This window comes from Verrucomicrobiia bacterium, from assembly GCA_019634635.1.
In the GTDB taxonomy this organism is placed as follows: domain Bacteria; phylum Verrucomicrobiota; class Verrucomicrobiia; order Limisphaerales; family UBA9464; genus UBA9464.
This window is the reverse complement of sequence record JAHCBB010000039.1, coordinates 1-26295: the sequence shown is the minus strand read 5'-3', so window position 1 is coordinate 26295 and position 26295 is coordinate 1. Positions and strand designations below refer to the sequence as shown.

25 protein-coding genes and 1 tRNA gene are annotated in these 26295 nt (G+C 65.9%); 15 read left to right on the top strand and 11 right to left on the bottom strand.

Annotated elements, in window-relative coordinates:
- Positions 1-4: 4 nt before the first annotated feature.
- Both KF791_18425 and KF791_18420 read left to right on the top strand, forming a co-directional pair.
- The gene (locus KF791_18425; protein ID MBX3734557.1) at positions 5-748 is read left to right on the top strand and encodes an NRDE family protein; all 744 of its coding nucleotides are present in this window, start codon (positions 5-7) and stop codon (positions 746-748) included.
- A gap of 23 nt (positions 749-771) precedes the next feature.
- Positions 772-1107, top strand: coding sequence for a hypothetical protein (locus KF791_18420; GenBank protein ID MBX3734556.1), 336 nt, complete (start codon positions 772-774; stop codon positions 1105-1107).
- A 265-nt stretch (positions 1108-1372) separates the two neighbouring features.
- On the opposite strand, the gene lpxA is transcribed toward KF791_18420, so the two are convergent.
- Complete coding sequence (gene lpxA, locus KF791_18415) at positions 1373-2149, bottom strand: acyl-ACP--UDP-N-acetylglucosamine O-acyltransferase (GenBank protein MBX3734555.1); 777 nt, start codon at positions 2147-2149, stop codon at positions 1373-1375.
- A gap of 2 nt (positions 2150-2151) precedes the next feature.
- On the bottom strand, positions 2152-3546 hold the full coding sequence (gene lpxC, locus KF791_18410) for a UDP-3-O-[3-hydroxymyristoyl] N-acetylglucosamine deacetylase (protein MBX3734554.1): 1395 nt from the start codon (positions 3544-3546) through the stop codon (positions 2152-2154).
- A 166-nt stretch (positions 3547-3712) separates the two neighbouring features.
- On the opposite strand from lpxC, the gene KF791_18405 reads away from it, so the two are divergent.
- The 3 genes from KF791_18405 (at position 3713) to KF791_18395 (ending at position 5696) form a co-directional block, all read left to right on the top strand.
- Entirely contained in the window at positions 3713-3973 is a 261-nt protein-coding gene (locus tag KF791_18405; protein ID MBX3734553.1) for a hypothetical protein, read from the top strand.
- A 230-nt stretch (positions 3974-4203) separates the two neighbouring features.
- The gene (gene pyrR, locus KF791_18400; protein ID MBX3734552.1) at positions 4204-4737 is read left to right on the top strand and encodes a bifunctional pyr operon transcriptional regulator/uracil phosphoribosyltransferase PyrR; all 534 of its coding nucleotides are present in this window, start codon (positions 4204-4206) and stop codon (positions 4735-4737) included.
- Positions 4734-5696, top strand: a complete 963-nt coding sequence (locus tag KF791_18395; protein MBX3734551.1) for an aspartate carbamoyltransferase catalytic subunit — start codon at positions 4734-4736, stop codon at positions 5694-5696. Before pyrR ends, KF791_18395 begins: the two co-directional genes overlap by 4 nt.
- 69 nt (positions 5697-5765) lie before the next feature.
- Here the strand turns inward: KF791_18395 and trxA are convergent, their stop codons facing one another.
- The 3 genes from trxA to KF791_18380 form a co-directional block, all read right to left on the bottom strand.
- A complete protein-coding gene (gene trxA, locus KF791_18390; protein MBX3734550.1) occupies positions 5766-6101 on the bottom strand; it encodes a thioredoxin in 336 nt (111 codons plus the stop codon).
- A gap of 1 nt (position 6102) precedes the next feature.
- A complete protein-coding gene (locus tag KF791_18385) occupies positions 6103-6507 on the bottom strand; it encodes a hypothetical protein (protein ID MBX3734549.1) in 405 nt (134 codons plus the stop codon).
- A 121-nt stretch (positions 6508-6628) separates the two neighbouring features.
- Positions 6629-6952, bottom strand: coding sequence for an RNA-binding protein (locus KF791_18380; protein ID MBX3734548.1), 324 nt, complete (start codon positions 6950-6952; stop codon positions 6629-6631).
- A gap of 217 nt (positions 6953-7169) precedes the next feature.
- On the opposite strand from KF791_18380, the gene KF791_18375 reads away from it, so the two are divergent.
- The 10 genes from KF791_18375 (at position 7170) to KF791_18330 (ending at position 21612) form a co-directional block, all read left to right on the top strand.
- The gene (locus tag KF791_18375; protein ID MBX3734547.1) at positions 7170-8054 is read left to right on the top strand and encodes an alpha/beta hydrolase fold domain-containing protein; all 885 of its coding nucleotides are present in this window, start codon (positions 7170-7172) and stop codon (positions 8052-8054) included.
- Positions 8055-8115: 61 nt separating this feature from the next.
- A complete protein-coding gene (locus KF791_18370) occupies positions 8116-8808 on the top strand; it encodes an ABC transporter ATP-binding protein (GenBank protein MBX3734546.1) in 693 nt (230 codons plus the stop codon).
- A 140-nt stretch (positions 8809-8948) separates the two neighbouring features.
- Positions 8949-10094 carry an FtsX-like permease family protein gene (locus KF791_18365; protein ID MBX3734545.1) on the top strand — a complete coding sequence of 382 codons (1146 nt, stop codon included), beginning with the start codon at positions 8949-8951 and terminating at the stop codon, positions 10092-10094.
- A gap of 6 nt (positions 10095-10100) precedes the next feature.
- A complete protein-coding gene (locus tag KF791_18360; GenBank protein MBX3734544.1) occupies positions 10101-11282 on the top strand; it encodes an ABC transporter permease in 1182 nt (393 codons plus the stop codon).
- Entirely contained in the window at positions 11279-12325 is a 1047-nt protein-coding gene (locus KF791_18355; GenBank protein ID MBX3734543.1) for an efflux RND transporter periplasmic adaptor subunit, read from the top strand. Before KF791_18360 ends, KF791_18355 begins: the two co-directional genes overlap by 4 nt.
- Positions 12326-12436: 111 nt before the next feature.
- Complete coding sequence (locus tag KF791_18350; GenBank protein ID MBX3734542.1) at positions 12437-14215, top strand: Eco57I restriction-modification methylase domain-containing protein; 1779 nt, start codon at positions 12437-12439, stop codon at positions 14213-14215.
- Entirely contained in the window at positions 14193-14993 is an 801-nt protein-coding gene (locus tag KF791_18345; protein MBX3734541.1) for a restriction endonuclease, read from the top strand. The genes KF791_18350 and KF791_18345 overlap by 23 nt, the downstream gene beginning before the upstream one ends.
- A gap of 227 nt (positions 14994-15220) precedes the next feature.
- Entirely contained in the window at positions 15221-17518 is a 2298-nt protein-coding gene (locus tag KF791_18340; GenBank protein ID MBX3734540.1) for a hypothetical protein, read from the top strand.
- Positions 17519-17561: 43 nt separating this feature from the next.
- Positions 17562-19304 (top strand): CotH kinase family protein, encoded by a 1743-nt coding sequence (locus tag KF791_18335; GenBank protein MBX3734539.1) that lies wholly within the window; start codon positions 17562-17564, stop codon positions 19302-19304.
- A gap of 22 nt (positions 19305-19326) precedes the next feature.
- A complete protein-coding gene (locus tag KF791_18330) occupies positions 19327-21612 on the top strand; it encodes a CotH kinase family protein (protein ID MBX3734538.1) in 2286 nt (761 codons plus the stop codon).
- Positions 21613-21625: 13 nt separating this feature from the next.
- Here the strand turns inward: KF791_18330 and KF791_18325 are convergent, their stop codons facing one another.
- The 6 genes from KF791_18325 to KF791_18300 all read right to left on the bottom strand — a co-directional run bounded on the left by KF791_18325 (position 21626) and on the right by KF791_18300 (position 25720).
- Positions 21626-21961, bottom strand: coding sequence for an AI-2E family transporter (locus KF791_18325; protein ID MBX3734537.1), 336 nt, complete (start codon positions 21959-21961; stop codon positions 21626-21628).
- 168 nt (positions 21962-22129) lie between these two features.
- On the bottom strand, positions 22130-22333 hold the full coding sequence (locus tag KF791_18320; GenBank protein MBX3734536.1) for a hypothetical protein: 204 nt from the start codon (positions 22331-22333) through the stop codon (positions 22130-22132).
- Between the two features lie 236 nt (positions 22334-22569).
- Positions 22570-22645, bottom strand: a tRNA-Ala gene (locus tag KF791_18315).
- 170 nt (positions 22646-22815) lie between these two features.
- A complete protein-coding gene (locus KF791_18310; protein MBX3734535.1) occupies positions 22816-24498 on the bottom strand; it encodes a hypothetical protein in 1683 nt (560 codons plus the stop codon).
- A 224-nt stretch (positions 24499-24722) separates the two neighbouring features.
- Positions 24723-25130: a hypothetical protein gene (locus tag KF791_18305; GenBank protein MBX3734534.1), complete on the bottom strand. Its 408-nt coding sequence runs from the start codon at positions 25128-25130 to the stop codon at positions 24723-24725.
- Positions 25127-25720 (bottom strand): RNA polymerase sigma factor, encoded by a 594-nt coding sequence (locus KF791_18300; protein MBX3734533.1) that lies wholly within the window; start codon positions 25718-25720, stop codon positions 25127-25129. The genes KF791_18305 and KF791_18300 overlap by 4 nt, the downstream gene beginning before the upstream one ends.
- Positions 25721-26295 lie beyond the last annotated feature (575 nt).

The window sequence follows — 26295 nt, the reverse complement described above, 5'->3', positions numbered from 1 at the left end:
CTCCATGTGTTCCGTCACCTTCTGGCCCAAGGGCCGCAACTACCGTCTCGCCATGAACCGCGACGAACTGCGGTCGCGCGTTGCCGCCCTTCCTCCCTCGGTCCACGAGGTCTACGGACGCCGCGTCCTTCACCCCCGGGAACCCGGCGGCGGCACGTGGATCAACCTGAACGATGCCGGCATCACTCTGGCCCTGGTGAATGGGTATGCCGAAACTGCCCGCGCGCCGGCGCCAGTGGCCTCCCGGGGCGGCGTGGTGTTGGCTGCCCGGACCGCCGATCAGCCAGACCAGGTCACCGTCCTGGTGGGAGCGCTGCCGCTGGCCCAGATGAATCCGTTCCGCCTCATCGGCATTTTTCCGGGGACCGGGACCGTTCATGAGTGGCGTTGGAACCGGGTGGCGTTGACGGCGAGGTCCCACCCGTGGGCGCCCCGGCAGTGGATTTCCTCGGGCTTCGACGAAGCCGGGGCGCGTCGCGCTCGGAGCGGCGTCTTTCAGAGGTGCCGGGAGGCCGCGGATGCCGGCAGTGAAGCTTGGTTGCACCGCCTGCACGCTTCGCATGAGCCGATGCGCGGGCCGTACTCCACCTGCATGCACCGGGCCGACGCAGCAACGGTGAGCTATACCGAAATCGAGTCCTTCCACGGCCGGCAAGTCATGCGATACCGGTCCGGGAGCCCCTGCGGTTGCGGCATGCTGATTTCCACCGATCTCACCCAGGCTGCGAACTCAGGCTGGAGGCGCTGACCCCGGTTTCGCATCCTCCGGACATGTTCGCGAAGGGACAAAAGGTGGTCTGCGTCAATGACGAGTTTCCCCCGCTGGCGGCGCTCTTTTTCAAGGCGCTTCCGGTGAAGGATGCGGTGTACACCGTGCGTGCAACCTACATCGGACGCGGCAATTACACGCGTGCGGAGAGCGGGCGGAAGGACGGGGAGATCGGCGTCCTGCTCGAGGAAATCATCAACCCTCGCGACCCGGCATTGAAATCGGGCCTGAACGGGGAGTTGGGCTTCAATTCCGAACGGTTTGCACCGCTGCAGAGCGACGTGGAGGATGCCGAATTCGCGGCGGAAAAGGAGGATGTGGTGCTGCTCCCGGCGTAAACGGCCCGGTGGCGTGGTCGGCGTTTTGGGCGTTGTGGGCGTCTCATGTTGCCCGGACGGAAGGGCTTGGGACGGTGCCCGCACCAAGGCGAAGGGGGTGGGGCAGCGGGCGTCCCGCCGGTTTCAATTCTCCCAGAGGCGGGACGCCCTTGGGTGGCAGCGAAGGCCGCCGGTTTACAGGGAGTCCGCGCCTTGGGACGCCGGAAGTCCTCCCGTTGTTCAATGGCGGCCCAGGCGAGGCGGAGGGGTCCCGCGCATTCCCCGGTCACCGGGTGATGCCGCGTTCGCTGGAGCGCAGGAACCGGATCAGGTGGCGGAGTTCCGGGGAGTCGGGCAGCTCGGACTCCAGCCGTGTCAGGGCATTCGGAAGGGCCAGCCCGTCGCGAAAGACGATCCGGTGGGCCTGACCGAGGGTGCGGATGACCTCCGGCGGGACGCCGGCCCGTTCGAGCCCGACGGTGTTGGCCTTAACGGTGACTGCCGGATCACCGGAAACAAGCATGAACGGGACGACATCCTGCCGCACGGGTGTGCAGGCGGCGACCATGGCCAGACGACCGATGCGGCAGAACTGGTGGATGGCCGACATGCCGGCGAGAATCGCATGGTCCTCCACGGTGACGTGCCCGGCCATCTGCGCGAGGTTCGACATCACGATGTGATTGCCGAGCCGGCAGTCGTGCGCCACGTGCGTGTAGGCGAGCAGATGATTGTGGGACCCGAGGGTCGTCACCCCGCCATCCGCGGTGGCCGCATGCACGGTGACGTATTCCCGAAAGGTGTTGTCGTCGCCGATCTCGACCCGGGTCAGCCCCCCGCGCCACTTCAGATCCTGGCTGCGAGCCCCCAGGCACGCGAAAGGATAGACCTCGTTGCGGGCGCCCAGGACGGTATGCCCGTCAATCACCACGTGGGCGTGCAGCCGGCAGTCCGGACCCAGCCGGACGTGCGCGCCCACGATGCAGTACGGGCCGATCTCGCATCCGTCCCCGATCTCCGCCCCGGGATGGAGGATGGCGGTGGAGTGGTGAGTCGTGGCCATGCTCAGCGGTCCACCAGCATGAACGTGACCTCCGCCTCGCTGACCGTCTCGCCGTTGACCGTGCAGACCCCCTTGGCCTTGCAGATCCGACCCCGTGTCTTGGTCAGCTCCACATTGATCACCAGGGAGTCCCCGGGACGGACCGGCTTGCGCCATTTGACGTCCTCGGCCGACATGAAGTAGGCCAGCTTCCCGAGGTTGTCCGCCTGCCGCATGAGGAGGATGCCCGCGACCTGCGCGATGGCCTCCAGTTGGAGGACCCCGGGCATGATGGGGTGTCCGGGGAAGTGTCCCGAAAAATACGGCTCGCCCATCGTCACCTGCTTGAGGCCGGTGATCTGGTTGCCGGCAATGCGCGTCACCCGGTCCACCATCAGGAACGGTGGCCGGTGCGGCAGCATTTTCATGACCTGGTCAATGTCGAGGACGGCGCCGTCGCGCACGACGGTTTCGGTGGAGTCGGGAGTGGTCACGGCGGCAGAAGCGGGGCCCCGGGATTCGGTCCGTGAGGCGCGGGGCCGGGCCTCGGGAGGCGGCGGGGCAAAGGATTGGGCGGCCTCGAGCGGCTTGCGGGCCTGGGCGAGAATGGCCCGGGCCAGCTCGGTGTTCGCCTGGTGGCTGGGTCGGACCGCCAGGATGTGGGCGTGCAGCGGACGTCCGATCAGCGCCAGATCCCCCACCAGATCCAGCATCTTGTGGCGCACGAACTCCTCCGGATAGCGCAGCGGCTCGTTGGTCAGCACCGCATCATCGCGGACGATGATGGCGTTCTCGAGGCTGGCGCCGCGGATCAGCCCGTTCCGGTACAGGTGCTCGATCTCGTCGAGAAATCCGAACGTGCGGGCATGGCTCAATTCGCGTTCCCAGCTCTCCGGGGTCACCTCCAGCGAGTAGAACTGGGTGAACCGCCCGCCCTTGTCCACGCTGGTGCAGGTGAGCTTCAGCCCCGGATGTGGAAAGGCGGCCATCTGCGCGGCTCCGACCTGCACCTCGACCGGGGCCGTGAGGCGGAGGGGTTCAATGGGGTCCGGTTGCACCTCCAGCCCGACGTCACGAAGCATCCGTGCAAACTCCCGCGAACTGCCGTCACCGATCGGCGGCTCGTTGGCATCCAGGTCAATCACCGCGTTGGTGACCCCCGCCCCCGCAAGCGCGGCCAGAACATGCTCAACGGTGTGGATGCGCACCGCACCACGTCCAAGGGTCGTGGACCGTTGAGTGTCAACGACCAGTTCCGTGCGGGCATCGAGCTCGGGACGGTCTTCCAGGTCCACCCTTCGGAACCGCAGTCCTGTGTTGGGCGAAGCCGGCAGGAACGTCAGCGTCACCCGGTTTCCCGAGTGAAGGCCGATCCCGGAGAACGAGGCGGCCTTGCGGATGGTTTGCTGCTGCGGCACGGCGGGTTTGTAGCCAAGTTGGACTTGGCGACGCAAGGCGGGGGCTCAACTCGTTTGGGTCCGGACGCCGCCGTCCCATCGAGCGAACGAGGGAACGCATCCCGCCACAAACTGGTTTACACATCGGGGTCCGTCGTTACCTTGCTGTGACGATTTTCGCGTGAGTATGACTCAACAGGTGGACACGATTCGAGGGGCTCGGGCGCTGTTGATGAACACGACGCTGTACCGCGAGTTTCAGGCGGAGAAGGAGGAGATCCTCCGGCACAAATGGATCGAGTCGGAGAAGGCCGGTTACGACATTGGTTTCGAGAGGGCCTTGGTGGACTGGATCACCCATTACCGCGCCGGTTGGCGGCGTGCCCGTCAGCAGTCGTCCACGGACGATGGACCCTTGGCGGGCGCGTCCGGGGTGGGGGCGGGATAGCCCCGTCCGAACCCGGCTGCCGGCAATCCGGACCCGGACTGCGGCATCAGAGGGCCGGGTTCCGTGGTGTTTTGCCCCTTGATGGAAGCCCCTTCACCCCTCCAAGGTCCCCGGCAGGTGGATGGCTCCTTCGCTGAGACCCTTCGGATGGCCGTGGTTCGTGAATCCTCTCTCCCGGCTTGCGGGAACGGACGGCGGATTCTTTCGGAGCCGCAGGACGTGATGGGCGCATGAGCATTCCGGTGGTCAACTCCACGGTGCTGGGTCGGGTGATCGCCCGGATGGCCCATGAGATCGCCGAGGGCAATCCGAGTTCGGACGATCTGGTGGTCGTCGGCATCCAGAAGGGAGGGGTGGCCCTCGCGACGCGCCTCGCACCGGCCGTGGGCCGGATTGTCGGGCATCCCGTGCCTGTGGGCTGCTTGGATGTGGCGATGTATCGTGATGACCTGGACCGCCGGGCGGCACCTGCGGTGATGCCCACGGAAATCCCGGTGGATGTCGGGGGGCGGACGGTGGTCCTCGTGGATGACGTCCTGTTCAGCGGCCGTACGGTGCGTGCCGCCCTCGACGCCCTCGCAGACCTTGGGCGACCGCGTCGAATCCAATTGGCGGTGTTGGTGGACCGCGGCCATCGGGAGTTGCCAATCCGTGCGGATTTTGTGGGCAGGAACCTGCCGACTTCGCGGGAACAGCGGGTGGACGTCCGATGGGTCGAGGCGGGCGGCGACGACAGCGTCCACATCACGGAGGCGCCCCGATGAGCTGGACGCGGCGGCACCTGATTGATCTTCAGTCCCTGTCGGCCGCGGAACTGACCACCGTGCTCGACACGGCCCGTGCGTTCCGCGCCATCGGGGAGAGGGCGATCAAGAAGGTTCCCGCCCTGCGCGGGCGGACCGTGGTCAACCTGTTTGCCGAGCCCAGCACCCGGACCCGTATCAGCTTTGAGTTGGCCGCACTGCGGTTGAGCGCCGACGTGATCAATTTCACCACGGAGTCCAGTTCGCTCAAAAAGGGCGAGACCCTCAAGGACACGGTCCGAAACCTGGAGGCGCTGAACGCCGACTTCATCGTTTTGAGGCATGCGGCCAGCGGTGCGGCACTTTACCTCACCCAGTTCGGTAATGCGCATGTGATCAACGCCGGGGACGGCGCGCACGAGCATCCCACCCAGGGACTGCTGGATGCCTTCACCATCCGGGAGGAGCTTGGTCGGATCGAGGGTCTGCAGGTGACGATTCTCGGCGACATCCTCAACAGCCGGGTGGCGCGGTCCACGCTGTGGGCTCTTGTCACCCTGGGAGCGCGGGTGACCCTGTGCGGGCCGTCCACGCTGGTGCCGCGACAACTGGAGGCCCTGCATCCCGCGGTACGGGTCACGTGGCGCCTGGAGGAAGCCCTGGAAGGTGCGGATGTCGTCAACCTCCTGCGCATCCAGCATGAACGGCAGCGCATGAGCGCGTTTCCCAGCATCCCGGAATACGCGACGTTGTTTGGTCTGACAGCGTCCCGGATGTCGTGGATGAAGCCGGATGTGCTGATCATGCATCCGGGGCCGATCAACCGCGGAGTGGAGATTTCCAGTGAGCTGGCCGACGGGCCGAACTCATTGATTCTCAAGCAGGTGACGAACGGGCTCGCCGTCCGAATGGCGGTCCTGTTCCTCCTCAATGGAGGGCATGAAACCGACTTGGGGGCGCCGGCGCCTCCCCAATCCTGATCCTGAACTGCGCGGAGACCCGGCGAGCCAGAACGTCACAGGGTCGGCAGCGGGGGTGACCGCCGGGGATCACCCGGCAATGGCTGCGTCGAGGGCCTTCTTCAGCTCCGACTTTGGGCGCAGGCCGACCATTTGATTGACGACGGCACCTCCCTTGAAGACGAGGAGCGCGGGAATTCCGGAGATGCCGTACTCAGCGGCCAAACCGGGTTCCTGGTCCACGTTGACCTTGCCGATGGTCGCCCTGCCGGCGTATTCGGTGGCCAACTCATCCAGCAGGGGTGCGATCATGCGGCAGGGGCCGCACCATTCGGCCCAGAAGTCCAACAGCACCGGAACGGATGAACGGCCGACTTGTTCCTCAAATCCGGTGCTGGTGACCGTGATGATGTGGGGTGAGGCCATTTCAGGAGGCGACGGGCACCAGGAAGAGGAGACGCACCACCACGGCCAGGCCGATGACGACGGTGGCGAAGGCCAGCCCGACATCAATGGGGCTGACGGAGGCCACCGCCGGGCGCGCCGGGGTCATCGGGGCGGACGCAGGGGCCGGGCGCGGGGCCGCAGGGGCGGGTGCGGGTGCAGGGCCCGCCGGGCGCGCCGCGGGTGCGGCCGCAGCGGGTGCTGCCGCCGCCTGGACCGCGGCGGCCGGTGCGGCCGGTGCGCTCGGAGCAGGGATTTTGATGGAAGGGCCGGCCGCGGGCTTCGGGGGCAGGCTGATCCGGACCGTCTGCTTTTTCTGGGCGGCATCGGCCGCCTTCGGAGGTTCAGAAGCCGGGGTCGGAGCGCCGGGAGTGGTGGGATCAGACATAACCGTGACGTTGCAGGGGGACGCTAGGAAGCGGTGAAGGACGAGTCAAACCGTTAATGCCCGCGCCCCGACTTGGAGCGGATCACCCGGGTAAACGGCGGCGGCGCCACTGCCGTCACGATCAACCGCGATCGCGGCTCCATCCGCGGTCACGATCGCCGCCCCGACCGCCTCCGCCGCCGTGACGCTCCTCGCGGGGTCGGGCGATGTTCACGGTCAATGCGCGACCGTTGAGCTCCTTTCCGTGGAACAGCTCGACCGCCTTTTGAGCCTCGTCTGGCGTGCTGAATTCGACGAAGGCGAATCCGCGGGAACGGCCCGTCTCGCGGTCGAGCATGACATTGACACTGGTGACCACCCCGGCCGCACGAAAGTGATCCTCAAGATCGCGTTCCGCCACCTGGTAGGGGAGGTTGCCCACGAAGAGCCGACAATTGGTTTCCATAACAAGAACGGGAAGCCTCCGCGCCCGCGCTCCGGCGGGCTGGAACCCGCCACCCGGAGCGCGGACGACCGGAGGATCATCGCGCGGCCCGGGGCCTGCGGGACCTTGAGGCAGCAGGAGCAGTTGTTGGGAAACCGTCCGTCAAGTCAACGCCGGATTTGGAGAACGGCGCTTGCCCGGTGCCGACCGCCGCCGTCAGGCTGCCCCGGTGTCCACCATGCCCTGGCTGCTGGGTGCCGGCCTGTTGCTGAAAGTGACCGCAGCGGCGGCGCCGGCGAGTCCTGTGATGCTGTGGCCGGCCGGGGCTCCGGGAGCCCTGGGCACGGCGGCCCACGATGCGCCCACACTGACCCCGTACCCCGCAACCCGGGAGGCAACGCCCACGCCGGCCATCGTTGTCTGTCCTGGAGGTGGCTACGGCGGCCTCGCCGGTCATGAGGGTCGGGACTATGCGCTTTTCCTCAACCGGCTCGGGGTGAGCGCCTTCGTGCTCAAATACCGGTTGGGCACGCACGGATACCGGCACCCTGCGATGTTGCAGGATGCCGCCCGGGCCGTGCGATGGGTGCGGGCCCGCGCTGCGGACTACGCCGTGGACCCCGGCCGTGTGGGCATCATGGGCAGCAGCGCCGGAGGCCACCTGGCCTCGACCCTGATGACCCACTTCGATGCCGGCCAACCCGGGGCCGCGGATCCGGTGGATCGCTTCAGTTCGCGCCCCGACCTTGGAATCCTCTGTTACCCCGTGATCTCCATGGGCCCCATCGGCCATCAGGGATCGCGTCAGAACTTGCTGGGACCCGACGCTTCCGCGGCGCTGGTGGAACTGCTTTCCAACGAACGGCAGGTGACTCCGGAGACACCGCCGGCATTCCTCTGGCACACGGCGGACGATCCGGTGGTTCCCGTCGAGAATTCCATGGAGTTTGCCGCCGCCCTCCGGCGGCATCGCGTGCCGTTCGAGCTGCATGTTTACGAGAGCGGACGCCACGGGCTCGGCTTGGGGGCCGCGCCGCCGGACTTTTCGCAGCCGCATCCGTGGACTCACGACCTGATCCATTGGCTGCGCGGACGAGGCTTCGTTGCGGCCATCGAACCGTAACTTTCGGCGCTGCTGAAGGGATTGCCTCGGAGGGATCGGTCGCATACCAATTCCGGGCTTTATGGGCGTGCCCATCGTCGTCGTCAGGGATCTGAGCAAGATCTATCGCCAGGGCGACATCAACGTGATCGCGTTGAACCGGGTGTCCCTCGACATCGCGTCCGGCGAATTTGCGGTGCTCATGGGGCCCTCGGGCTCGGGCAAGTCCACCCTGCTGCACATCATCGCCGGGATTGACCGGGCGACCTCGGGCGAGGTGCGGGTGCAGGGCATCAACGTGGCCAATCTCGGTGAATCCGAGCTGGCCGACTGGCGGAACCAGAACGTGGGCTTCGTGTTCCAGAGCTTCAACCTCATCCCGGTGCTCACGGCCCACGAGAATGTCGAGTTGCCCCTGCTCCTGACCTCGCTGGGGCGGCGGGAGCGGCGGGAGCAGGTGGCGGTTGCGCTGGGATTGGTCGGACTCGCGGACCGCGGTCACCATCGTCCCGACCAGATGTCCGGCGGGCAGCAGCAGCGGGTGGCCATCGCCCGGGCGCTGGTCACCGACCCGGCCCTGCTGGTGGCGGACGAACCGACCGGAAACCTCGATGCCCGTTCCGCCGAGGATGTCCTCACGATCCTGCAGCGCCTGAGCCGGGACGCGGGCAAGACCGTGATCATGGTCACGCACGATCCGAAGGCGGCGGCGTATGGCACGCGGGAGCTCCACCTGGAGAAGGGGGAACTTGCCCGGGATACCGTGGCCGCATGAGTGGCAATCCTCCAGTCGTGGAAATGCCGGCGGAGTCGTGGATCCGGAGGGGAGGCCGGTGGGGCCTCCGATTGCTGTCGTTGTTGAGTCCGGTCACCTGGGTGGCGCTCCTGGCCCGCGTATGGGTCCGCTGGCTCGGGCTGGGTCCCTTCTCCTTTGTGGTGATCAACGCCGTTCGGAACCAGCGCCGGGCCACTCTGACGGTGCTCAGCGTGGCCAGCAGTTGCGCCCTCCTCGTGACGTTGCTGACGCTGCAGCGCGAGCTCACCGTGCCGCCGGAGTCGGAGGGGGCGTCCCTGCGCATCATTGCGCGCAACAAGGTCTCCCTGGCCCAGCCCCTGCCGGCGCGGCAGTTGTCCATCGTCGAGAAGATTCCCGGCGTGGTTGCTGTGTCCCCGTTCACCTTCTTTGGGGGCCTGTTTCGCGACGAACAGATGACCAGTTTTGCCCAGTTCGCCGTGGATCCGGTGCGTTTCCGCGACCTGCTGGTGGAGGGACGGGTGTCCGACGGCTCGTACGACGACTTCATCCGGGAGCGCACGGCCTGCTTCGTCGGTGCGGACACCATGAAGCGTTATGGCTTGAAGGTGGGGGACCGCATGAAGTTCACGGGAACTTTCTACCCAGTGGACCTCGACCTGCGCATTGCCGCGGTCTTCTCGGGCACCGTGGATGACCGGGGCGTGTTCTTTCACCACAAGCTGCTCGACGAACTCACCGGCGATCCGGGCACCGTCGGGACCTGGTACCTCCGGGTGGCGTCCGCCGACGTCGCCAACGACGTGATCGCGCGCGTCAACCGGGCGTTTGAGAATTCCGCGGCCGAGGTGCGTGCCGAGACGGAGCGCGCCTTCCAGATGGGGTTCATCAGCATGCTGGGCAACGTCAAGGTGCTGACCCTGTCCATCAGCGCGGTGGTGGTGTTCACCCTGATGCTGGTGACGGTGAGCACGATGAGCATGGCCATCCGCGAGCGGTTCCGCGAGCTGGCCATCTTGAAGGCGCTCGGGTTCCGCCGGCGCGAACTGTTCGGATTCATCCTGGCCGAGAGCTTCGGGCTTGCCGCCCTCGGTGCCCTGGTGGGCATCGGCGGCGCATGGGCGCTGTGGACGTTTGCCGACCTCCAGGAAATGACCGGCGGGATCCTTGTGTATTTCGAAGTGACGCCCCGGATCATGGCCACCGGTGCGGTGGTGGCCGCGGTGCTGGGCATCTTGGCCGCCGTCGCCCCGTCGGTGGCCGTCGCCCGCACGAGCGTTGTGGACGGCCTGAGAACCCTGGATTGACCCGCCATGGCCCTGCCCCTGCGCTACAACTTCCGCAATGTCATCGTGCGCTGGCGCACCACGGTCTTCACCGTGCTGGGCGTGGCCGCCGTGGTGTCGGTGTTCGTGCTGCTGCGCGCCCTGGCCCGGGGCATCGAATCCACCAGCGGCAACACCGGCGACCCCCGCAACGTCCTGGTCGTCCGCAAGGGATCGCAGGCCGAATCGGGCAGCCTCGTGACCCGGGAGCAGTTCCGCACCCTCCAGTATTTCGAGGAGATCGCGCGCAACGAGCAGGGCGAGCCCGTGGTTTCGGCTGAAGTCCTCATGATCGTGAGCTCCCCCCGCCGTGGCGGCGCCGGCGAGGCCAACACGCTGATCCGCGGCGTGACGCCCCGCGGTATGGAGCTGCGCCCGCAGGTGACGCTGGTTGAGGGACGCTGGTTCGAGCCCGGGCGCCGGGAGGTCGTCGTGTCCCGCCGGTTGTCGAACCGCTTCGAAGGCTTCGAAATCGGCGGCACCCTGAAGGCGGGGCCCGACCGTCTTGCCGTGGTGGGCCTCTTTGACGGGCAGGGAAGCGCCTTCGACGCCGAGGCCTGGATGGATGCCGACGAAGCCCGGTCCCTGTTCGACCGTGAGCAGTATTCGAGCGTGCTGCTGCGTCCCCGCGACGCCGCCGCGGCCGCCGCCATCATCCAACGGCTGGAACTGGACAAGCGGCTGGCACTCCGGGCCGAGGGGGAGAGGGACTATTACTCAAAGCAGACGATGACCGCGATGCCCTTCAAGGTCCTGGGTGGCATCCTCGGAGTGGCGATGTCCGTGGGCGCCGTGTTTGCCGCGATGAACACCATGTATGCGAGCGTGGCAGCCCGGACCCGCGAGGTGGGCACGTTGCGCGTGCTGGGGTACTCCCGCGGCGCCGTGGTGTTGTCCTTCATGATCGAGGGGACGCTTGTGGCGCTCATGGGCGGGGTGCTGGGGAGCCTGCTGGCGCTTTCGTTGAACGGGTATGTCCAGGTGCGTGGGATCTATTTCGGAACCATGGATTTTCAGTCGTTCTCCGAGACGATGTTCCAGTTCCGGGTGACCCCGGACCTGCTGGCCGCCGGGCTCCTGTTTTCCGTGGCCATTGGCATGGTGGGCAGCCTGCTGCCGGCGCTGCGCGCGGCCCGTCTTCCCGTGATTTCCGCGCTCAAATCCACATGAACGACACCCAATTGGAGCGTCTGCGCATCGCCTCGGAGCGGAAGCGCCGTCCGCGCAGCACGCTGTGGCTTATTTTTGGGGGGGTGGCTGTGGTGACGGCTGTGGTCGCCTGGTTTGCCGTGCCCCGGGACGGCGACTCGGTTCGCACCGGCCTGATGTCCAACAAGGAGGCGGCGCGTGCGCGGGCGGATGCCGAGTTGCGCGGCCGGTCCACCAAGTCGGATCCCGCCCGGGGATCGCTGGCGTCCCCGGCAGGCTCCGACACCGTGGCGATGACGTCCGCGGGCGGCGGACGGGTGGAGGGATCGGTGCTGACGGCCAGCGGCTACATTGTGAACCGGGAGCGCATCGAGATCAGCCCGCGGTTCATGGGGCTGGTGACGTGGATTGGCGTCAAGAAGGGCGATGCCGTGACCAATGGCCAGGTGGTCGTGAAACTCGACCGCTCCGAATACGAGGCCCGCCTCAACGAAATCAATGGCCAGGTCGCCGCGGCCGGCGTGGACATCGAGCGCGCGAAGCTGGACCTGTTGCGGGCCGAGCAACTGGCGCGGGAACGGATCGAGTCGGGCAAGACCCTCGACGACGCCCGTCTCGACCTGCGGGCTGCGGAGGCCCGGCGGCAGCAATTGCTGGGGTCCCGGCAGTTGATCGAGACCTACCTCGACTGGTGCGTGATCCGGTCGCCGGTGGACGGAGTCGTCCTGGAGAAGCTGGTGGACCCTGGCGAACTGGTCACACCGCAGACGTTTGGCGGCACCCGTGGCCCGAGCACTTCGTTGCTGGCGGTGGCCGATCCCCACGATCTGCAGGTGGAGATTGACCTCAATGAATCGGATCTCCCCAAGGTGTTCCTGGGACAGGAGTGTGTGGTCAGCCCGGAGGCGTTCCCCGACCGCAGCTATCGCGGTGTGGTGGCCGAGATCGCGCCCGAGGCCAGCCGGCAGAAGGGAACCCTCCAGATCAAGGTGCAGATCGAGGAGCCCGACCGGTTCCTGACCCCCGAGCTCAGCGCCCGCGTGGATTTCCTGGGCAGGCGGTGAGGTCACGCGGGTCATTCAATCTGGCGATCGCCATCTGGGGGCCGGCACCGAACCTGGCGGCGATCGGATCGCACGCGATTCTGCTGGGCAGCGGGACGAGAGGTCGTTCCCATGGTCGCAGCGATGCCCGGCTCCGTGATGACAGAGGACCTTTTTCCAGATTTTCGGAACCCGGCGCTGCTGGAGGCGCTCGAAAGGTATTCGGCTCACGACGCGGACGGGCGGGGCGCCATTTACACGCGACCGGAGATCGTCAACGGCCTTTTGGATCTCGCGGGGTATTCGAGTGACCGCCCTCTCCACCAACTGCGGCTGCTGGAACCGTCGTTTGGAGCGGGGGATTTCCTGCTTCCGGCAGTGGACCGAGTGTTGGCCGCATTTGCCCGTTCCGAAGGGACCCCCGGCAGCGTCCGGCAACTTTCCGGAGCGTTGCGGGCGGTTGAGGTGAATCCCGGGGCTTTTCGGTCTACAGCCGCTTGCGTCCAAGAGAAGCTCATGGCGTGGGGGGTATCCCATGCGCACGCACACGGCTTGGTGAGTGACTGGTTGGTTCGGGACGATTTTCTGCTGACGCCTCTCAGCGGCGGGTTTGATTTCGTGGTTGGCAATCCGCCCTATGTGCGACAGGAGCGGGTTCCTGAAGCCCTGCTTCAGGAGTATCGGCGGCGCTATCGCACTCTGTTCGATCGCGCGGACCTTTATGTTCCGTTTTTTGAGCGGGGCCTGGAATTGCTGGCACCGGGCGGTCGTCTCGCCTTCATTTGCGCGAATCGATGGCTCAAAAACAAATATGGCGGACCCCTCCGAGAACTCGCCGCCTCGCGCTTCGCGCTTCGTTACTTCATCAACCTTGAAGGGACCCAACCTTTCAAGTCGAAGGTGATTGCGTACCCGGCCATCACGGTTTTCGAACGAAGTGCGACTTCGGTGACGCGCATGGCCAGGGATCCGGAAGTGAGTGTCTCCTCGATCGCCCAAATGGTCGGGGCGATGCTGAACGGAGGCCATGCTTCGGATCCCCGTGTGGAAGAGGTGGCGCATGCCGTGCGTGGATCAGAACCCTGGCTGCTGGATCATCCGGAACGATTGCGACTGCTCCGCCAGTTGGAACTTGACTTTCCCTCGCTCGAAAAGGCTGGCTGCAAGGTCGGTATCGGCGTCGCCTCCGGCGCCGATCGGATTTTCATCGGAAACTACCGGGAACTTCCCGTCGAAGACGATCGGAAAATTCCTCTGGCAATGGCCGGTGATATCAAAGGGCATCACCTGTCCTGGCGCGGGCATGGAATCGTCAATCCGTTTCTTCCGGATGGCAGTCTCGCGGATCTGGATGCCTTCCCGAGATTTGGGGCCTACTTGAGGGCCCACCAAAACGCTGTGGCGGGGCGTCATTGCGCGAAGAACAATGCGCGGGGATGGTACCGAACCATTGACCGCATTTGGCCCGAACTCACCCGCCGGCCCAAACTGCTCATTCCCGACATCAAGGGCGAGCCCGCTGTCGCATTCGATCCCGGGCGGCTATATCCGCACCACAACCTGTACTTCATCACGTCGGATCAATGGGATCTGCCCTCGTTGGCGGTGCTCCTTCGTTCTTCACTGGCCTTGTTCTTTGTGTCGTCCTACTGCGTCCGGATGAGCGGAGGGTTCCTCCGCTTTCAGGCCCAATACCTGCGGCGGATCCGCGTGCCCCACTGGAACGGTCTGTCCGAAATGCAGAAGAAGACCCTGGCCATGGCGGCGGAGACTTCCTGCCTTGAGGTGCTGGATGCCGCGGCTGCCATGGTGTACCGCCTGCCTCCTGAAGTGTTTGAGATTGCAAGAGCCGCTGCCAGTGAGGCCAGAATTACGGGACCCATTCGAGATGTTGAAGCTCCTGCCCCTTGAATTCGATCAACTTGCAGCATCCGCCGTCCGGCGCTTTTGGATGATGCGCTCCGGGGCTAATGCGGGAGCCCAGGCGGGAGGTCGTGGAGCCGTGATTGGCGGTAAGAATATGGATGGGTTTGTTGACCTGGTCCGCGAGGTCACCCGCCATTGTGGCTTCCCGCAAGACTCGGTGTTCACACGGAAGAGCCAGGTGATGATGCCGGGCTTCTTCAGGGCAACCAAGAACTGGGATGTTGTGATTGTTCACCGTAGCCGGCTCCTCGCCGTTTTCGAGTCCAAGTCACAGGTCGGTTCGTTCGGAAACAATTTCAACAACCGTTCTGAGGAGGTGATCGGCTCTGCCGCGGACCTGTGGGTGGCGCACCATCATGGGGCCTACAGCGGGCGCGCACCGGAATCGCCGACCCCGGCGATGCGTGCGGCTGAGGGAGAAGCTTCGCCGATGCTGAACCCGGAGCTTCAGCGTGATCCACGGCCCCCGTTTCTCGGGTGGCTCATGTTGCTGGAGGAGTGTGAGGGCTCTTTGCGTCCCGTTGGAGCCGACGAGCCCCATTACGCCGTGTTTCCCGAGTTTCGAGGTGCCTCGTATGCCCGGCGGTACCAGATTCTCTGCGAGCGACTGGTTGAGCGGCGTCTTTATGGGGCCGCTGGATTGGTGCTCAGCCCCCGAAATTCGGGCGGTGCCTTGGGCGAGCATCGGAGCCTTTCGGACGCGACAAGTCTGCGAACCCTGTTCGCTGAGTACGCCGCGAAACTGGCGGCGGCCGGGTCGTGAGCGCGCAATCCGGGCATATCGAGCGTTTTCTTGATGCGTGGACGTCGCTTGGGGCGCGACGAATCCGCAGTTCAATGCCGCCAACTGTGGGACTTCGTCCGGAGTTGGGCTGCCGCGTCCCGGCGTCCCGATTGCCGGGGTGCCCGCCGGCGGGGAGCACCCCAGCAGGAACGAATGTTTCCCACTGAATGGGTGCGGCGGGAATGGCGGGACGGTACCCTGTCGGCATGCGTTTCCGACAGCTCCCCTCCGGATGGCGCACCTGGTTTCAGGCCGTGCTGCTTCTGGCGGCTGCCAGGTCGCTCCCCGCCGCAGCCGTTGATCCCATTCCCCAGCGCTTCATCCAGGAGCTCACCCGGCGCTTCCCCGGAGGTGGCGGACTGCCCGCCGGGCCGGTGGCGCTGATCGAGATGGGATCCGACGGCGCGCCGCGCTGCCTGGCGCAGGGACAATGGTACCGCCTCGTGGGCGATCGCTGGACGCCCCTGCCGTCCGTTCCGGCCTGCGGCCCGGGCGAGTTTCGCTACCTCGACGATGCCGGCGCCGTGGTGCGCCTCGAAATTCCATGGACCGATGTCCGGCAATTGCTGCGCGATGGTCCGCGCCAGTTTGTGGGAACCGCCCGGGAAATCCTCACGGTCCTTGGGGGGGAATTCGAACGCCTCCTCTGGCCTCCAAAGTGGATGGTCCATCAACTGGCCCTGGGGCCAGGCCGCACCTTGTGGGTGGGTTCCTCGGCTGGCTTGCGGGAGTTGACCCCGGACGGGTGGCGCGCGGTTGAAGTCCGTGACGGTCTCGGCAGGGCGTGGGCGGTGGCGGACGTCCTGGGCGTCCAGTTTGACACCCGCGACCAACTCTGGTTCGCGACCCGGGCCGGGGTAGGCGTCCGCACCGCGGATGGGTGGCGTTTCTTCGAGGGGCGGGACGGGCTGCCTTGGAATGACTTCACGGGAATGACTGCAGGGCCGGATGGTGCCGTGTGGTTTGGCACCCACCTGGGTGCGATCCGGTTCGATGGCTCCGAGTTTCATTACCGCCAGGGGCCGCGATGGCTTCCCGACGACGATGTCCGGCAAATCGCCGTTTCCCCGCGAGGGGATGCATGGTTTGCAACGGCCGGGGGTGTGGGAGGCATCCTGCGGGAGCCCATGACGCTGGCGGCCAAGGCGGCGTACTACGAGGAGGAGATCGCCCGCTACATTCGCCGGACCCCATTCGGCTTTGTCGCGGAGGCTTCGTTGCGAACCCCGGGGGACCGGTCCAGCGCGGATCCGCAGGATTCGGACAACGACGGTCTGTGGACTGCGATGTACGGCGCCGGCGAATGTTTCGGCTTCGGCGCCTTGAGGGATCCCGCCCTCAAGGAACGTGCGCGCGCAGCCTTTGAGGCCCTGCGGTTCCTTCAGCAGGTCACCCAGGGCGGATCCCCCGCGCCGCCTGCCGGCTTTGTCGCCCGGACCATCCGACCCGTCACCTGGCCGGATCCCAATGAAGGGCGTCGGGCCCGGGACGAGGCCGAGCAGCAGGGGGATGCCCTCTGGAAGGTCTACGAACCGCGGTGGCCCCGGAGCGCCGATGGTCAATGGTTCTGGAAGTCGGACACGAGCAGCGACGAGCTGGACGGGCACTACTTCTTCTATCCAGCCTATTTCGACCTGTGTGCCGACACGGAGGCGGAGCGGGAGCGCGTCCGCGAGGTGGTTCGCAGCCTGACCGATCATCTCATCCAGCACGGGTTCACCCTCACCGACCATGACGGCCGCCCGACACGTTGGGGGGTGTATGCCCCGCAATCCCTGAACACGGACCCGGCCTGGTGGGCGGAACGCGGGCTCAATTCCCTCAGCCTCCTCAGCTATCTCGCCGTCGCCGAGCATGTCACGGGCGACCCCAAGTATGGCGCCATCTCCCGCGACCTCGTGGAGCAGCATGGCTACGGGCAGAACCTCATGTTCCCCAAGGTTCAATTCGGTCCCGGCTCCGGAAATCATTCGGACGACGAGATGGCGGTGATGTGCTTCTACAACCTGCTCAAGTACGCAAAGGATCCGGCATTGAAGAACCTGGCCAGGTACAGCTTCTTCGCGTACTGGGCGAACGAGGCTCCGGAGTTGAACCCCTTCTTCAACTTCGCCTTCGCGCCGTTCGGCCTCGGCCAAAGCGTCACCAACATCTGGGGCACCTTTCCGGTCACCCCATGGGACGGCTGGCTTCGGGAGTCGCAGGCGACGCTGGAAGACTTCCCGCTCGACCGGATCAACTGGCCGCATCGCAATTCACACCGGCTCGACGTCGTAGCTCTGCCGCGTCAGAAGGCGAGGGATCTCTACGATCCGGATTCCCGGCCCCGGGGCGGGCGGGTCAACGGACGGGTCCTGCCGGTGTCCAACCGGTATTTCACCCACTGGAACACCGACCCATGGCAGCTGGATTACGGCGGCGACGGGAGTGAGCTGGGGGCCGGCACGGTTTTTCTGCTGCCGTACTACCTGGGCTTGTTCGAGGGCTACATCCAGAAGCCGTAAATCCGGGAACGCCGCAGTGCGATCGCGCCGGATTTACCATTGCTTGACAAAACTCCCGGTGGCGTTCATCGGCGATTTACTCGGAGAGGATTTCATGGGTGTCACCGGAACGTCACCCGACGGTCACCACCTGCGTCCACGCCACATGAACTCGCTGCCACTTCCAAAACCCCGCCGATCCCCCGGGGCTGCCCTTGCCATCGGATGCGCCTTTCTCACCGCCGGAGCGCTGCTGTCCCAGGCACCACCCCCGCCGGGGCCCAACGGAGGAGCCGGCGCGGGTCGCGGTGGTTTTGGCCCGCCCGGGCCCGCCATGGCTTCCAAACAGGAACTGGTGAAGCGGTTTGACCGCGACGGCGATGGCCGGCTGGATGTGACGGAACGGAAGGCAGCCCGGGAGTTTCTGGCGACGTCACCGCAAGCGGGTCCTCGTGGATGGGGGCCGCGCGCAGGACCGTACGGACGCGGCGGGAACGGCGCGCCACCCTCCCCGGGGCCCAGGGTGGCCCCTGGGGACGTCGCTCCCGTGACCGGCGTGCCGTTCTATGATCCCGGAGTGCTGCGAACGATCTTCCTGGAGTTCGAAGATGCGGACTGGGAGAAGGCCCTCGAGGATTTTCACAACACCGATGTCCTGGTGCCGGCGCGACTGGTCATGGACGGCCAGGAACTCAACGACGTCGGCGTGCGGTTCCGCGGCATGTCGTCCTTCCGCATGGTCGGCGCCGGCTCGAAACGCTCGTTCAATCTCTCGCTCGACTGGGTGCATCCGGGGCAGCAGGTGGGCGGATACCGGACGCTGAACCTGTTGAACAGCCACGAGGATCCGAGCTTCCTGCGCACCGTCCTGTTCCTGGACATTGCGCGCGAGTACCTGCCGGCGCCGAAGGCCAACTGGGTCCGGTTGGTGATCAATGGCGAATCCTGGGGCGTCTATGTGAACGTCCAGCAGTTCAACAAGGACTTCCTCGTCGAGAATTTTGGAACGGGAAAGGGCGCCCGATGGAAGGTCCCCGGCAGTCCCCGGGGCCGCGGCGGCCTGGAGTATCTCGGCGACGATCCGACCCCTTATCGCGCATTGTACGAGATCAAGAGCAAGGACGATCCCAAATCCTGGGCCGCCCTGATCGAGCTTTGCCGTGTCCTGAACGGGACGCCGCCGGACCGCCTGGTGGCGGCGCTGGAGCCGATCCTCGACATCGAGGGTGTGCTGCGGTTCCTCGCACTCGACAACGCGCTCATCAACAATGACGGCTACTGGGTGCGCGCCAGCGATTACAACCTTCATCTCGACCCCGACGGGCGGTTTCACCTGGTGCCGCATGATACCAACGAGACCTTTGCACGTCCTGGCGGTCCCGGATTCGGCGGGCCGGGCCGCGGCCGGTTTGCAGGTCCCGCGGGGGGCCCCGGGACCCCGGGCGGGTCGGCGCATCCGCCGGGAGTCGAGCTTGATCCCCTGATTGCCGCCAACGATCCCGCCAAACCGTTGCTCTCCAAGCTGCTCGCGGTGCCATCACTCCGGACACGATACCTGGCGCTGGTCCGCGACATCGCGGACCGGCATCTCGACTGGGGAAACCTCGGACCCCGGGCGGCGCGGCACCAGGAGCTCATCGCCGCCGCCGTGGCTGCGGACACCCGCAAGCTCGGGTCCATGGAGACGTTCCAGAACAGCCTCACCCGGGACGAGGGACGGACCATCGGGCTCAGGAATTTTGCCGACCAGCGTCGGGCGTATCTCCTCCGTGTCATCCCGGTGCTCCCGGCGTCATCCGCGCCCTGATCCTCCCTTTGGGAGATTTCCCATGATGCCACCGTTGACGCGAAAACTTCATGCGCCCTGCATGAGCGTGGTGGTTGCGGTGGCGATCTGGGGGTCGCTCCGGGCCGCGGCTGCCGATGCCCGGGTGGCGCTGGACCTCGCTCCGGCGGAGGCCGTGATTCAGTTTGTGGGCTCACCAAGGCACGACTGGTGGATCGAGCGTTCGCCGGATCTGGTTCACTGGGAACGTTGGACGGCGCTTGGGCCGCTGATGTCCGATGATGCCGCCCGGGCACCGGTCCGCCGACTGGGCCCGTTGGGCGAACGGGTTGCCGGCTATTTCCGCGGGGTGAGGACCGAAGGGTTTTACGACAGCTCCCTGATCCGCAATGTCCACCTGCAGTTCACCCAGCCCGACTGGCAGGCCCGCCTGACATCGGGCCGCACCACGGGCTCCAACGTCCTTTGCGGACTGGAGCTCGACAATGGCGCCGCACTGGGCGGGGTCGGGGCGCGCTACCGTGGCAACAGCTCGTTTCAGCTCGGTGGCGCCAAGAAATCGGTCAACGTCCAGGTGGATTTCACCAACGCGACGTCGCGACTCCTGGGGTATGAGACGTTCAATCTCAACAATGCCGCCGGTGATCGGACCCTCCTGCGCGAGGTGATCTATTTCAACGTGATGCGTCGGTACGCGCCCTGTCCCCAGACGTCGCTGGTCCGGCTCCACATCAACGGGGAGTATTGGGGCCTCTATTCGCTGATTCAGCAGTTTGATGGTGATCTGGTGAAGGAGTGGTTTCCCAGCAGTTCCGGGGATCGCTGGCGCGCACCCAACATCGGCGGCGGGGGCGGGCGGCCGGGCGGCGGAGGCGGGGGCGGCGGACTGGCCAGCGGCGCCTCGGCGCTCTCCTGGTTGGGCACCGACATCGCCCGTTACCGCAACAACTACGAACTGAAAAAGGCTTCGGATGAAACCAACGCGTGGACGCGATTGGTCCATGCCATTGACGTGTTGAACAACACGCCGGAGGCGCTCCGGCGCGACGCGGTTGAGGACGTCCTTGCCGTGGATTCCTGGCTCTGGTTCCTCGTCATTGAGAACATCTTCGCGGATGATGACAGCTACTGGAACAAGGGGGCGGACTATGCCTTCTATTTCGAACCCGAAAGCGGACGGATGCATCCGGTCGAACATGACGGCAATGAGTCCTTCGTGGCGCGTGACGTCTCGCTGTCGCCCGTCGCGGGCGCCACGCTGTCCACACGGCCGGTGATCTCGAAGCTCCTGGCCATCCCCGAGCTCCGCCAGCGGTACCTTGCGCACATGCGCACGGTCCTCTCCGAGGCCTTCCGCCCGGAGGTGCTCCACCTGGAGGTGGACCGCCTGAGTGCCTTGAGTGTCGAGGCGCTTGCCGCGGATACGCGGCGGGGATTTCTCATGGCCACCTATACCAACGAGTTGCGCGCGCTGAAGACTTTCATCAGCAACCGGCACCAGTTCCTGACCCGGCATGCAGAACTCCGGCCGGTGCCGCCGTCCCTGACTGCAGTGACGGAACCCGGGTCGGCGGATGCCGGGAGCCCGGTGGGTGTCACGGCGACCGTGCGCGGGCATGAGGAGGAGGGTGTGGACTCGGTCTGGCTCTGGTACCGGACAACACCCGCTGGCAGGTACATGCGCCTTCAGATGTTTGACGACGGGGCCCATGGAGATGGAGAGGCCGGAGATGCCGTCCATGGGGCGCAGCTTCCGGCGCAACTCGCAGGGGTGACGGTGCGATACTATGTGGAGGCCCGCTCGGCGGCGGCACCGGGAGCTGCGGTGTTTATCCCCGCGGCGGCCGAGGCCGGGCCGCTGTCGTTCCGGGTCCGTCCGCGGGAGGCGAACGAATCCCCGGTCATCATCAATGAACTCATGGCCTCGAACCAAAGCTCCATTCGCGATCCCCAGGGACAGCGCGATGACTGGATCGAGCTGTTCAACCGGAGCGAGGCTGCCGTGGACCTGTCGGGAATGTTTCTCAGCGATCGTCCCGACAACCCCAGGAAATGGTCCTTTCCGCCCGGGACCATGATCCCGGCGGGCGGTTACCTCCTGGTGTGGGCCGACGAGGACGTGGACGATTTTCCGGGGCTGCACGCGGGCTTCAAACTGTCCGCTGACGGCGAACAGGTCCTGTTGGTGGATACGGACGCGCGATTCAACGCGCTCCTCGATTCGGTGACCTTCGGCCCTTTGGGTCCCGACGTGGCCATCGGACGGACGACGGAATTCCCCGACCGTTTTCTCCCCGTACCTCCCACTCCGGGTGCCCCGAATCCTTAGGACCTTTGCGGGCTCAATCGTCGTGGGCCGCCTGCGCCAGCAGACGTTGCGCCACGAACGTCGCCGGCACCGCCACCACCAGGGCAATGGCCAGCACTGCGACCATCGCGGCCACCCCGGGACGAAGGACCCGTCGCTCCAGCCAGCGCTGCACGGGCGTGAACAGGACCGCCAGCGCCAGGGCCCAGGTGATTGCGGACACGAAGGGTGCCGCCAGGCGGTAGCAGAGATAGATCCCAAAGAGGGTCAGCCCGGTCAGGACCAAGGCCTGGACATGGCTTCCCGAGATCCAATCGTCCGGGACGGCGTTCTGGGCCGTATGATCCTTGTGATGCTTGGGAGCACACATAGGTCAACAAACCGGCAGTCTGTGGAACACCAATGGCACCATGGCCTCGCCGACAGGCTTTGCGCCATGGGGTGTTTACCGGTCTGGAGTTTCGGCCGTCCTTGTCCCCGCAGGGGGGGCGGCCAGGGGGGCGTCAGACGGATTGTCCGCAGACCCGGGCCTTCGCAGCTATCTGACGGTCATCGGCAGCGGCTCGAAGGTGGTGGCGACGAACCGCCCCTTTTGGACTTCTCCGGTCACCCGGGCCTGTCGGATCATTGAGCAGATACCGTCGGCGGCGTGGGCGTCCCCAAGGGAGTTTTCGTTCACGCCATCCACATAGTACTCGTGACCGTCAAACCGGATGGCCAGGTCGCAGCCCTTTCCGGGCATGTCGAACAGGCATTCGCCGCAGGCGAAATCCACGACGGTGGGTTGGGAAAGGACCACGGGTTTCGGCGTTGCGCATCCGGCACCCAGAAAGACCGCAAAGCATACGAACCACGTCATCAGCGATCTCGCGAACTTGGAGTGCATACCCGCCGATAAAACGGCCGGAGGGTCCTCAGGGCAAGCGTTCGCTTCGCCGCGGTCGGACAGGCCTCAACCTCTCCCGCAGCGCATCGGTCTGGTGGAGCCGACAGGATTCGAACCTGCGACCCCCACAATGCCATTGTGGTGCTCTACCAACTGAGCTACGACCCCGAAGCCAGAACCAATGCGCGCCGGACCATAAAAACCCGGGGCTGAGTGTCAAAGGGTTTTGCCGGGAGCCATTTTGGCCGAACAGCCGACGAAGACGAGGGAAGGGGCGCCAGCACCGCCCCGGGGTCCGGCCGGAGCGTCCCCGCAGGTGCGGCGGAGAACGGGGAGGCTCAAGGTGTGCTTGTGGTCCAGACCCAGTCCCCCTCCTCCACATCAAACCGCGATCGCCCCGGAACGCCCCCATCGTCGCGTTCGTTCCATCCGGGCGAGATGATCTGAAACCCTCCGTCGTCCCCGCTACGGTACAGGTAGGCACGACCTGTGATCGGATCCAGGGGAACGGCCGCAAGGAACCGCGGAACCAGCGCATCGAGATCCCGGGGAAGTTGCGACTCGGCAATCCGGTAGCGCTCGATGGCGCACGCCAGTCGTGCCTGATCCACCAGCACCTGCGCGGCCGCGGCCTTGGGCGGTAGCTTGGGCAGTTCGCGCAGGAGCATGGGCGCCAAGGATCGGTGGCGCAGCAGTTGTGAGGCCGCGCGGGGAGGAATCGCACCACCCCACATCCACTCCCCGGCCGTGGCGACTTCAACTCCGAGCTCGTCTTCAAGCCGGCGACGATTGGCCTCGAGGATTTCGGGGTGGATCCGGCGCCGATCGGGATCCCATCCCCCTTGAATCCAGGCATCGAGCAGGCGCGAATACTCCACCTTCTCCCTGTGGAGCCAACCGCTAGGGATGATCCGTTCGACGAAACGAAGCGCGAGCTCGGACGGCGCCCCCGGGTCCAAAGATCCGTTGTTGGCCTCCATCAGCATGCCGTAGCGGTAGTCTCCGGAGGCGAGCAGGTCCGCCGTAAGGAATGCGGCCGTACGCTCGGTTTGGAGCGCCCGTTCAAGTCCTGGAAGGGTGTGGATGTCCGCAAGGCGCTGTTCCAGCACCACCAGTTGCTCGGGAGTCCAGGCACGGAGTTCGAGGCCCTCCCAAACGGGCTCGATCAAGATCTGCCAGCACGCGAGCTGCACCAGGTAGGAGATCAGGAAGGGCTCGGTATCGAGGGTCTGCCCAAGGCTCAGGATCAGCAGGACATCGTCGAGAGCCTCCTCGGAGCGGTGGGTTGCAATTCCGGCACTCGCCCGCAGGGCCAGTCGGTTGCACAGGGACTTCACGGTCGCCAAATGCGGCAGCAGGATGCCCCAGGGGTCCTTGAGATGGTACTGGACGGGGTAGCGGGCCTCCGGACGCCTGAGCGCCTCTTCGAGGTCCTGACGCCAGGACCCTGCGGATTCGAATTCCCGAAGCACCGCAGCTCCGGCGGCGGCTCGTGATGAGAACGCGGGCAATCCGCCGTCGGGGCGTCGCAACCGGAGGTGTGGCTTGTCGGGGTCGGGCGGCGGGTTCGTCGCCACATAGGTCATCGCCCCCGCCCACCCCCCCAGATCCGTCCAGCGCTGCGTATGGGTCACCGGCAGTCCGGGGACCAGATGCGTCGCTCGCGAGTAGGTGTCGTTCCAAAAGCTGTCGGCGGGTCGGTTGGTGAACTGGAACCAGGACTGCACAAACGGCGTGGCGCCGAAGTTTCGGTCATCGGGAACGGGTTTGGGAATTACGGCGGCGAAGTCCACCGGGATGTTCCGGTCCAGGAGCGACTGGCGTTCCCGGACCCAGGCGCGTTGGCCGCGCCAGTTGGCGATGCCGTAGGCGAGGGCAACCAGGGTGACGGCCCAGACAACCGTCAGCGCGGCCAAGCGCAGAAGGCGCGGGCGCGTGAGCCAGCGGATCAACCGGTAGGTGGATGTGTGATGCCATCCGGAGGTTGCGGGCGTTGCGTTTGGGGCAGACTCGGAGTTCATGGTGTTGCGGGGCGGGGTGTTGGCCGGAGTGCGGCAAGGCGTCAGGGATTGCGGGTTGGGAGGGACGATGCGGGTGGGCCGGTTCTGGTTGCGGGATCGTTCCTGACGGGAGTCTTGGCGTTTGGTCGTGAAATGGCCTCGACGTGATACGCTCCATGCTCCCCTGGCTACTTGTTCGGAACTTGGTGGCGCGATTGCTTCCTGCCCGCCCGCTTCGTTGCGGCCTAAACGGGCAGTCCGCGAGTCGCCTGGGACGGGCATAGCGCCGCAGGGATCGGCTCCAGGGCGGGCTCGGCCGTCCCGGGATCCGGCCGCAGCAGATCCCGGAGCCTGCGTTGATTTTCCTGCATGCGGACCAGCAGGGATTGCGGTGAGGATGCGCGATCGCTTCCCGACGGTGACGGGGTTCCATCGGGTCCGGAATGGTGATTCAGGGCGGCGATCGCCACCCAGGCGCTGGCGAGGGCAAGAATCTGCCCGCGCCCGGCCCCGATTGATTCAAGAAGCCGGGTCAGGCGACCGAATGCTGCCGCGACCGGGCGCCGTGGGTGGACGACCCGGTGTCGGATGGCATCCAGACGGGGTTCGATGGGTTGGTGGTGTTCGAGCAGGAGTTCACGCGGGGTTTTCATGGCCGGATTCGATCAACGGTGGGGACTTGGGGAGCAAACTCGGGAGGGGAGGCCAGCAGCGCGCGCAGCGCCCGTCGGGCGTGGTGCAGGCGTGACTTCACGGTGCCCACCGGGGTGCCGGTAATTCCGGCGATGGTCTCCAGGGAAAAGTCCTCAAGATAGTGGAGCAGCAGGACGGCGCGCTGAGGTGCCGGCAGGCGGGCGAGACCTTCGAGGAAGGCGGCCTCATCCTCAATTTGCAGCAACCGGGCATCCGGTCTTTCGACCGCGTCCGGGTCCTCCACGGCCAGCGCTTCCTGAATCTGGTCGTCCCGTCCGTGGCGGCGCCATGCCTGGAGACACTTTTGGTGGGCGATTCCGAAGAGCCAGCTCCCGAATTTGCCGTCAGCCCGGAGTCCCGACAGATGCCGTGTGGCGCTGATGAAGGTGTCCTGGACGATGTCGAGACTGGTCTGCTCGTTCCGGATCATTTCGAAGACGTAGGCGTACAGTGGTAGCTGGTACCGCCGGAACAGAGCCTCCCACGCCTCCGGGCATCCGGCTCGAGCCCGGGCCACCGGAAGGGGATCGGATGCATTTCGGTCAGCCATCGTCACCCAGTGGAATGCGCCGGAACGGGAAAGGTTCAATCCGTATCCGCCTGCCGTGGCCAAGCCGCGAACTTGAACTGACCTCGGTTCGCCGCTTTCAGGCGGCAATGGATTCCTCCCTGCCTTCGAATCAAACAACAACCGGCACATGGATGGGGTCACCCGGGAGATCTTGTCTTCCTTCGCGGATGCGCCCGCACCTGGCGCTCCAATACCGGTGGAGCCTCCCGGCGAGCCGTGCGCGTGTGGAGTTTCCACGAGGTCCGCTCGCGGTTGCACGTACGGCGCGGCAGGAGCCTTGCCCTACCGAGTCAAGAGGTCATGGCTCCAATACCGGTGGGGCTCGCCTCCCGGCGAGCCGTGAGCATGTGGAGTTCCCACGAGGTCCGCTCGCGGTTCCGCGTACGGCGCGGCAGGAGCCTTGCCCCACCGAGTCGAGAGGTCATCGCTCCAATACCGGTGGGGCGAGCCTCCCGGCGAGCCGTGAGCATGTGGAGTTCCCACGAGGTCCGCTCGCGGTTCCGCGTATGGCGCGGCAGGAGCCTTGCCCCACCGAGTCAAGAGGTCATGGCTCC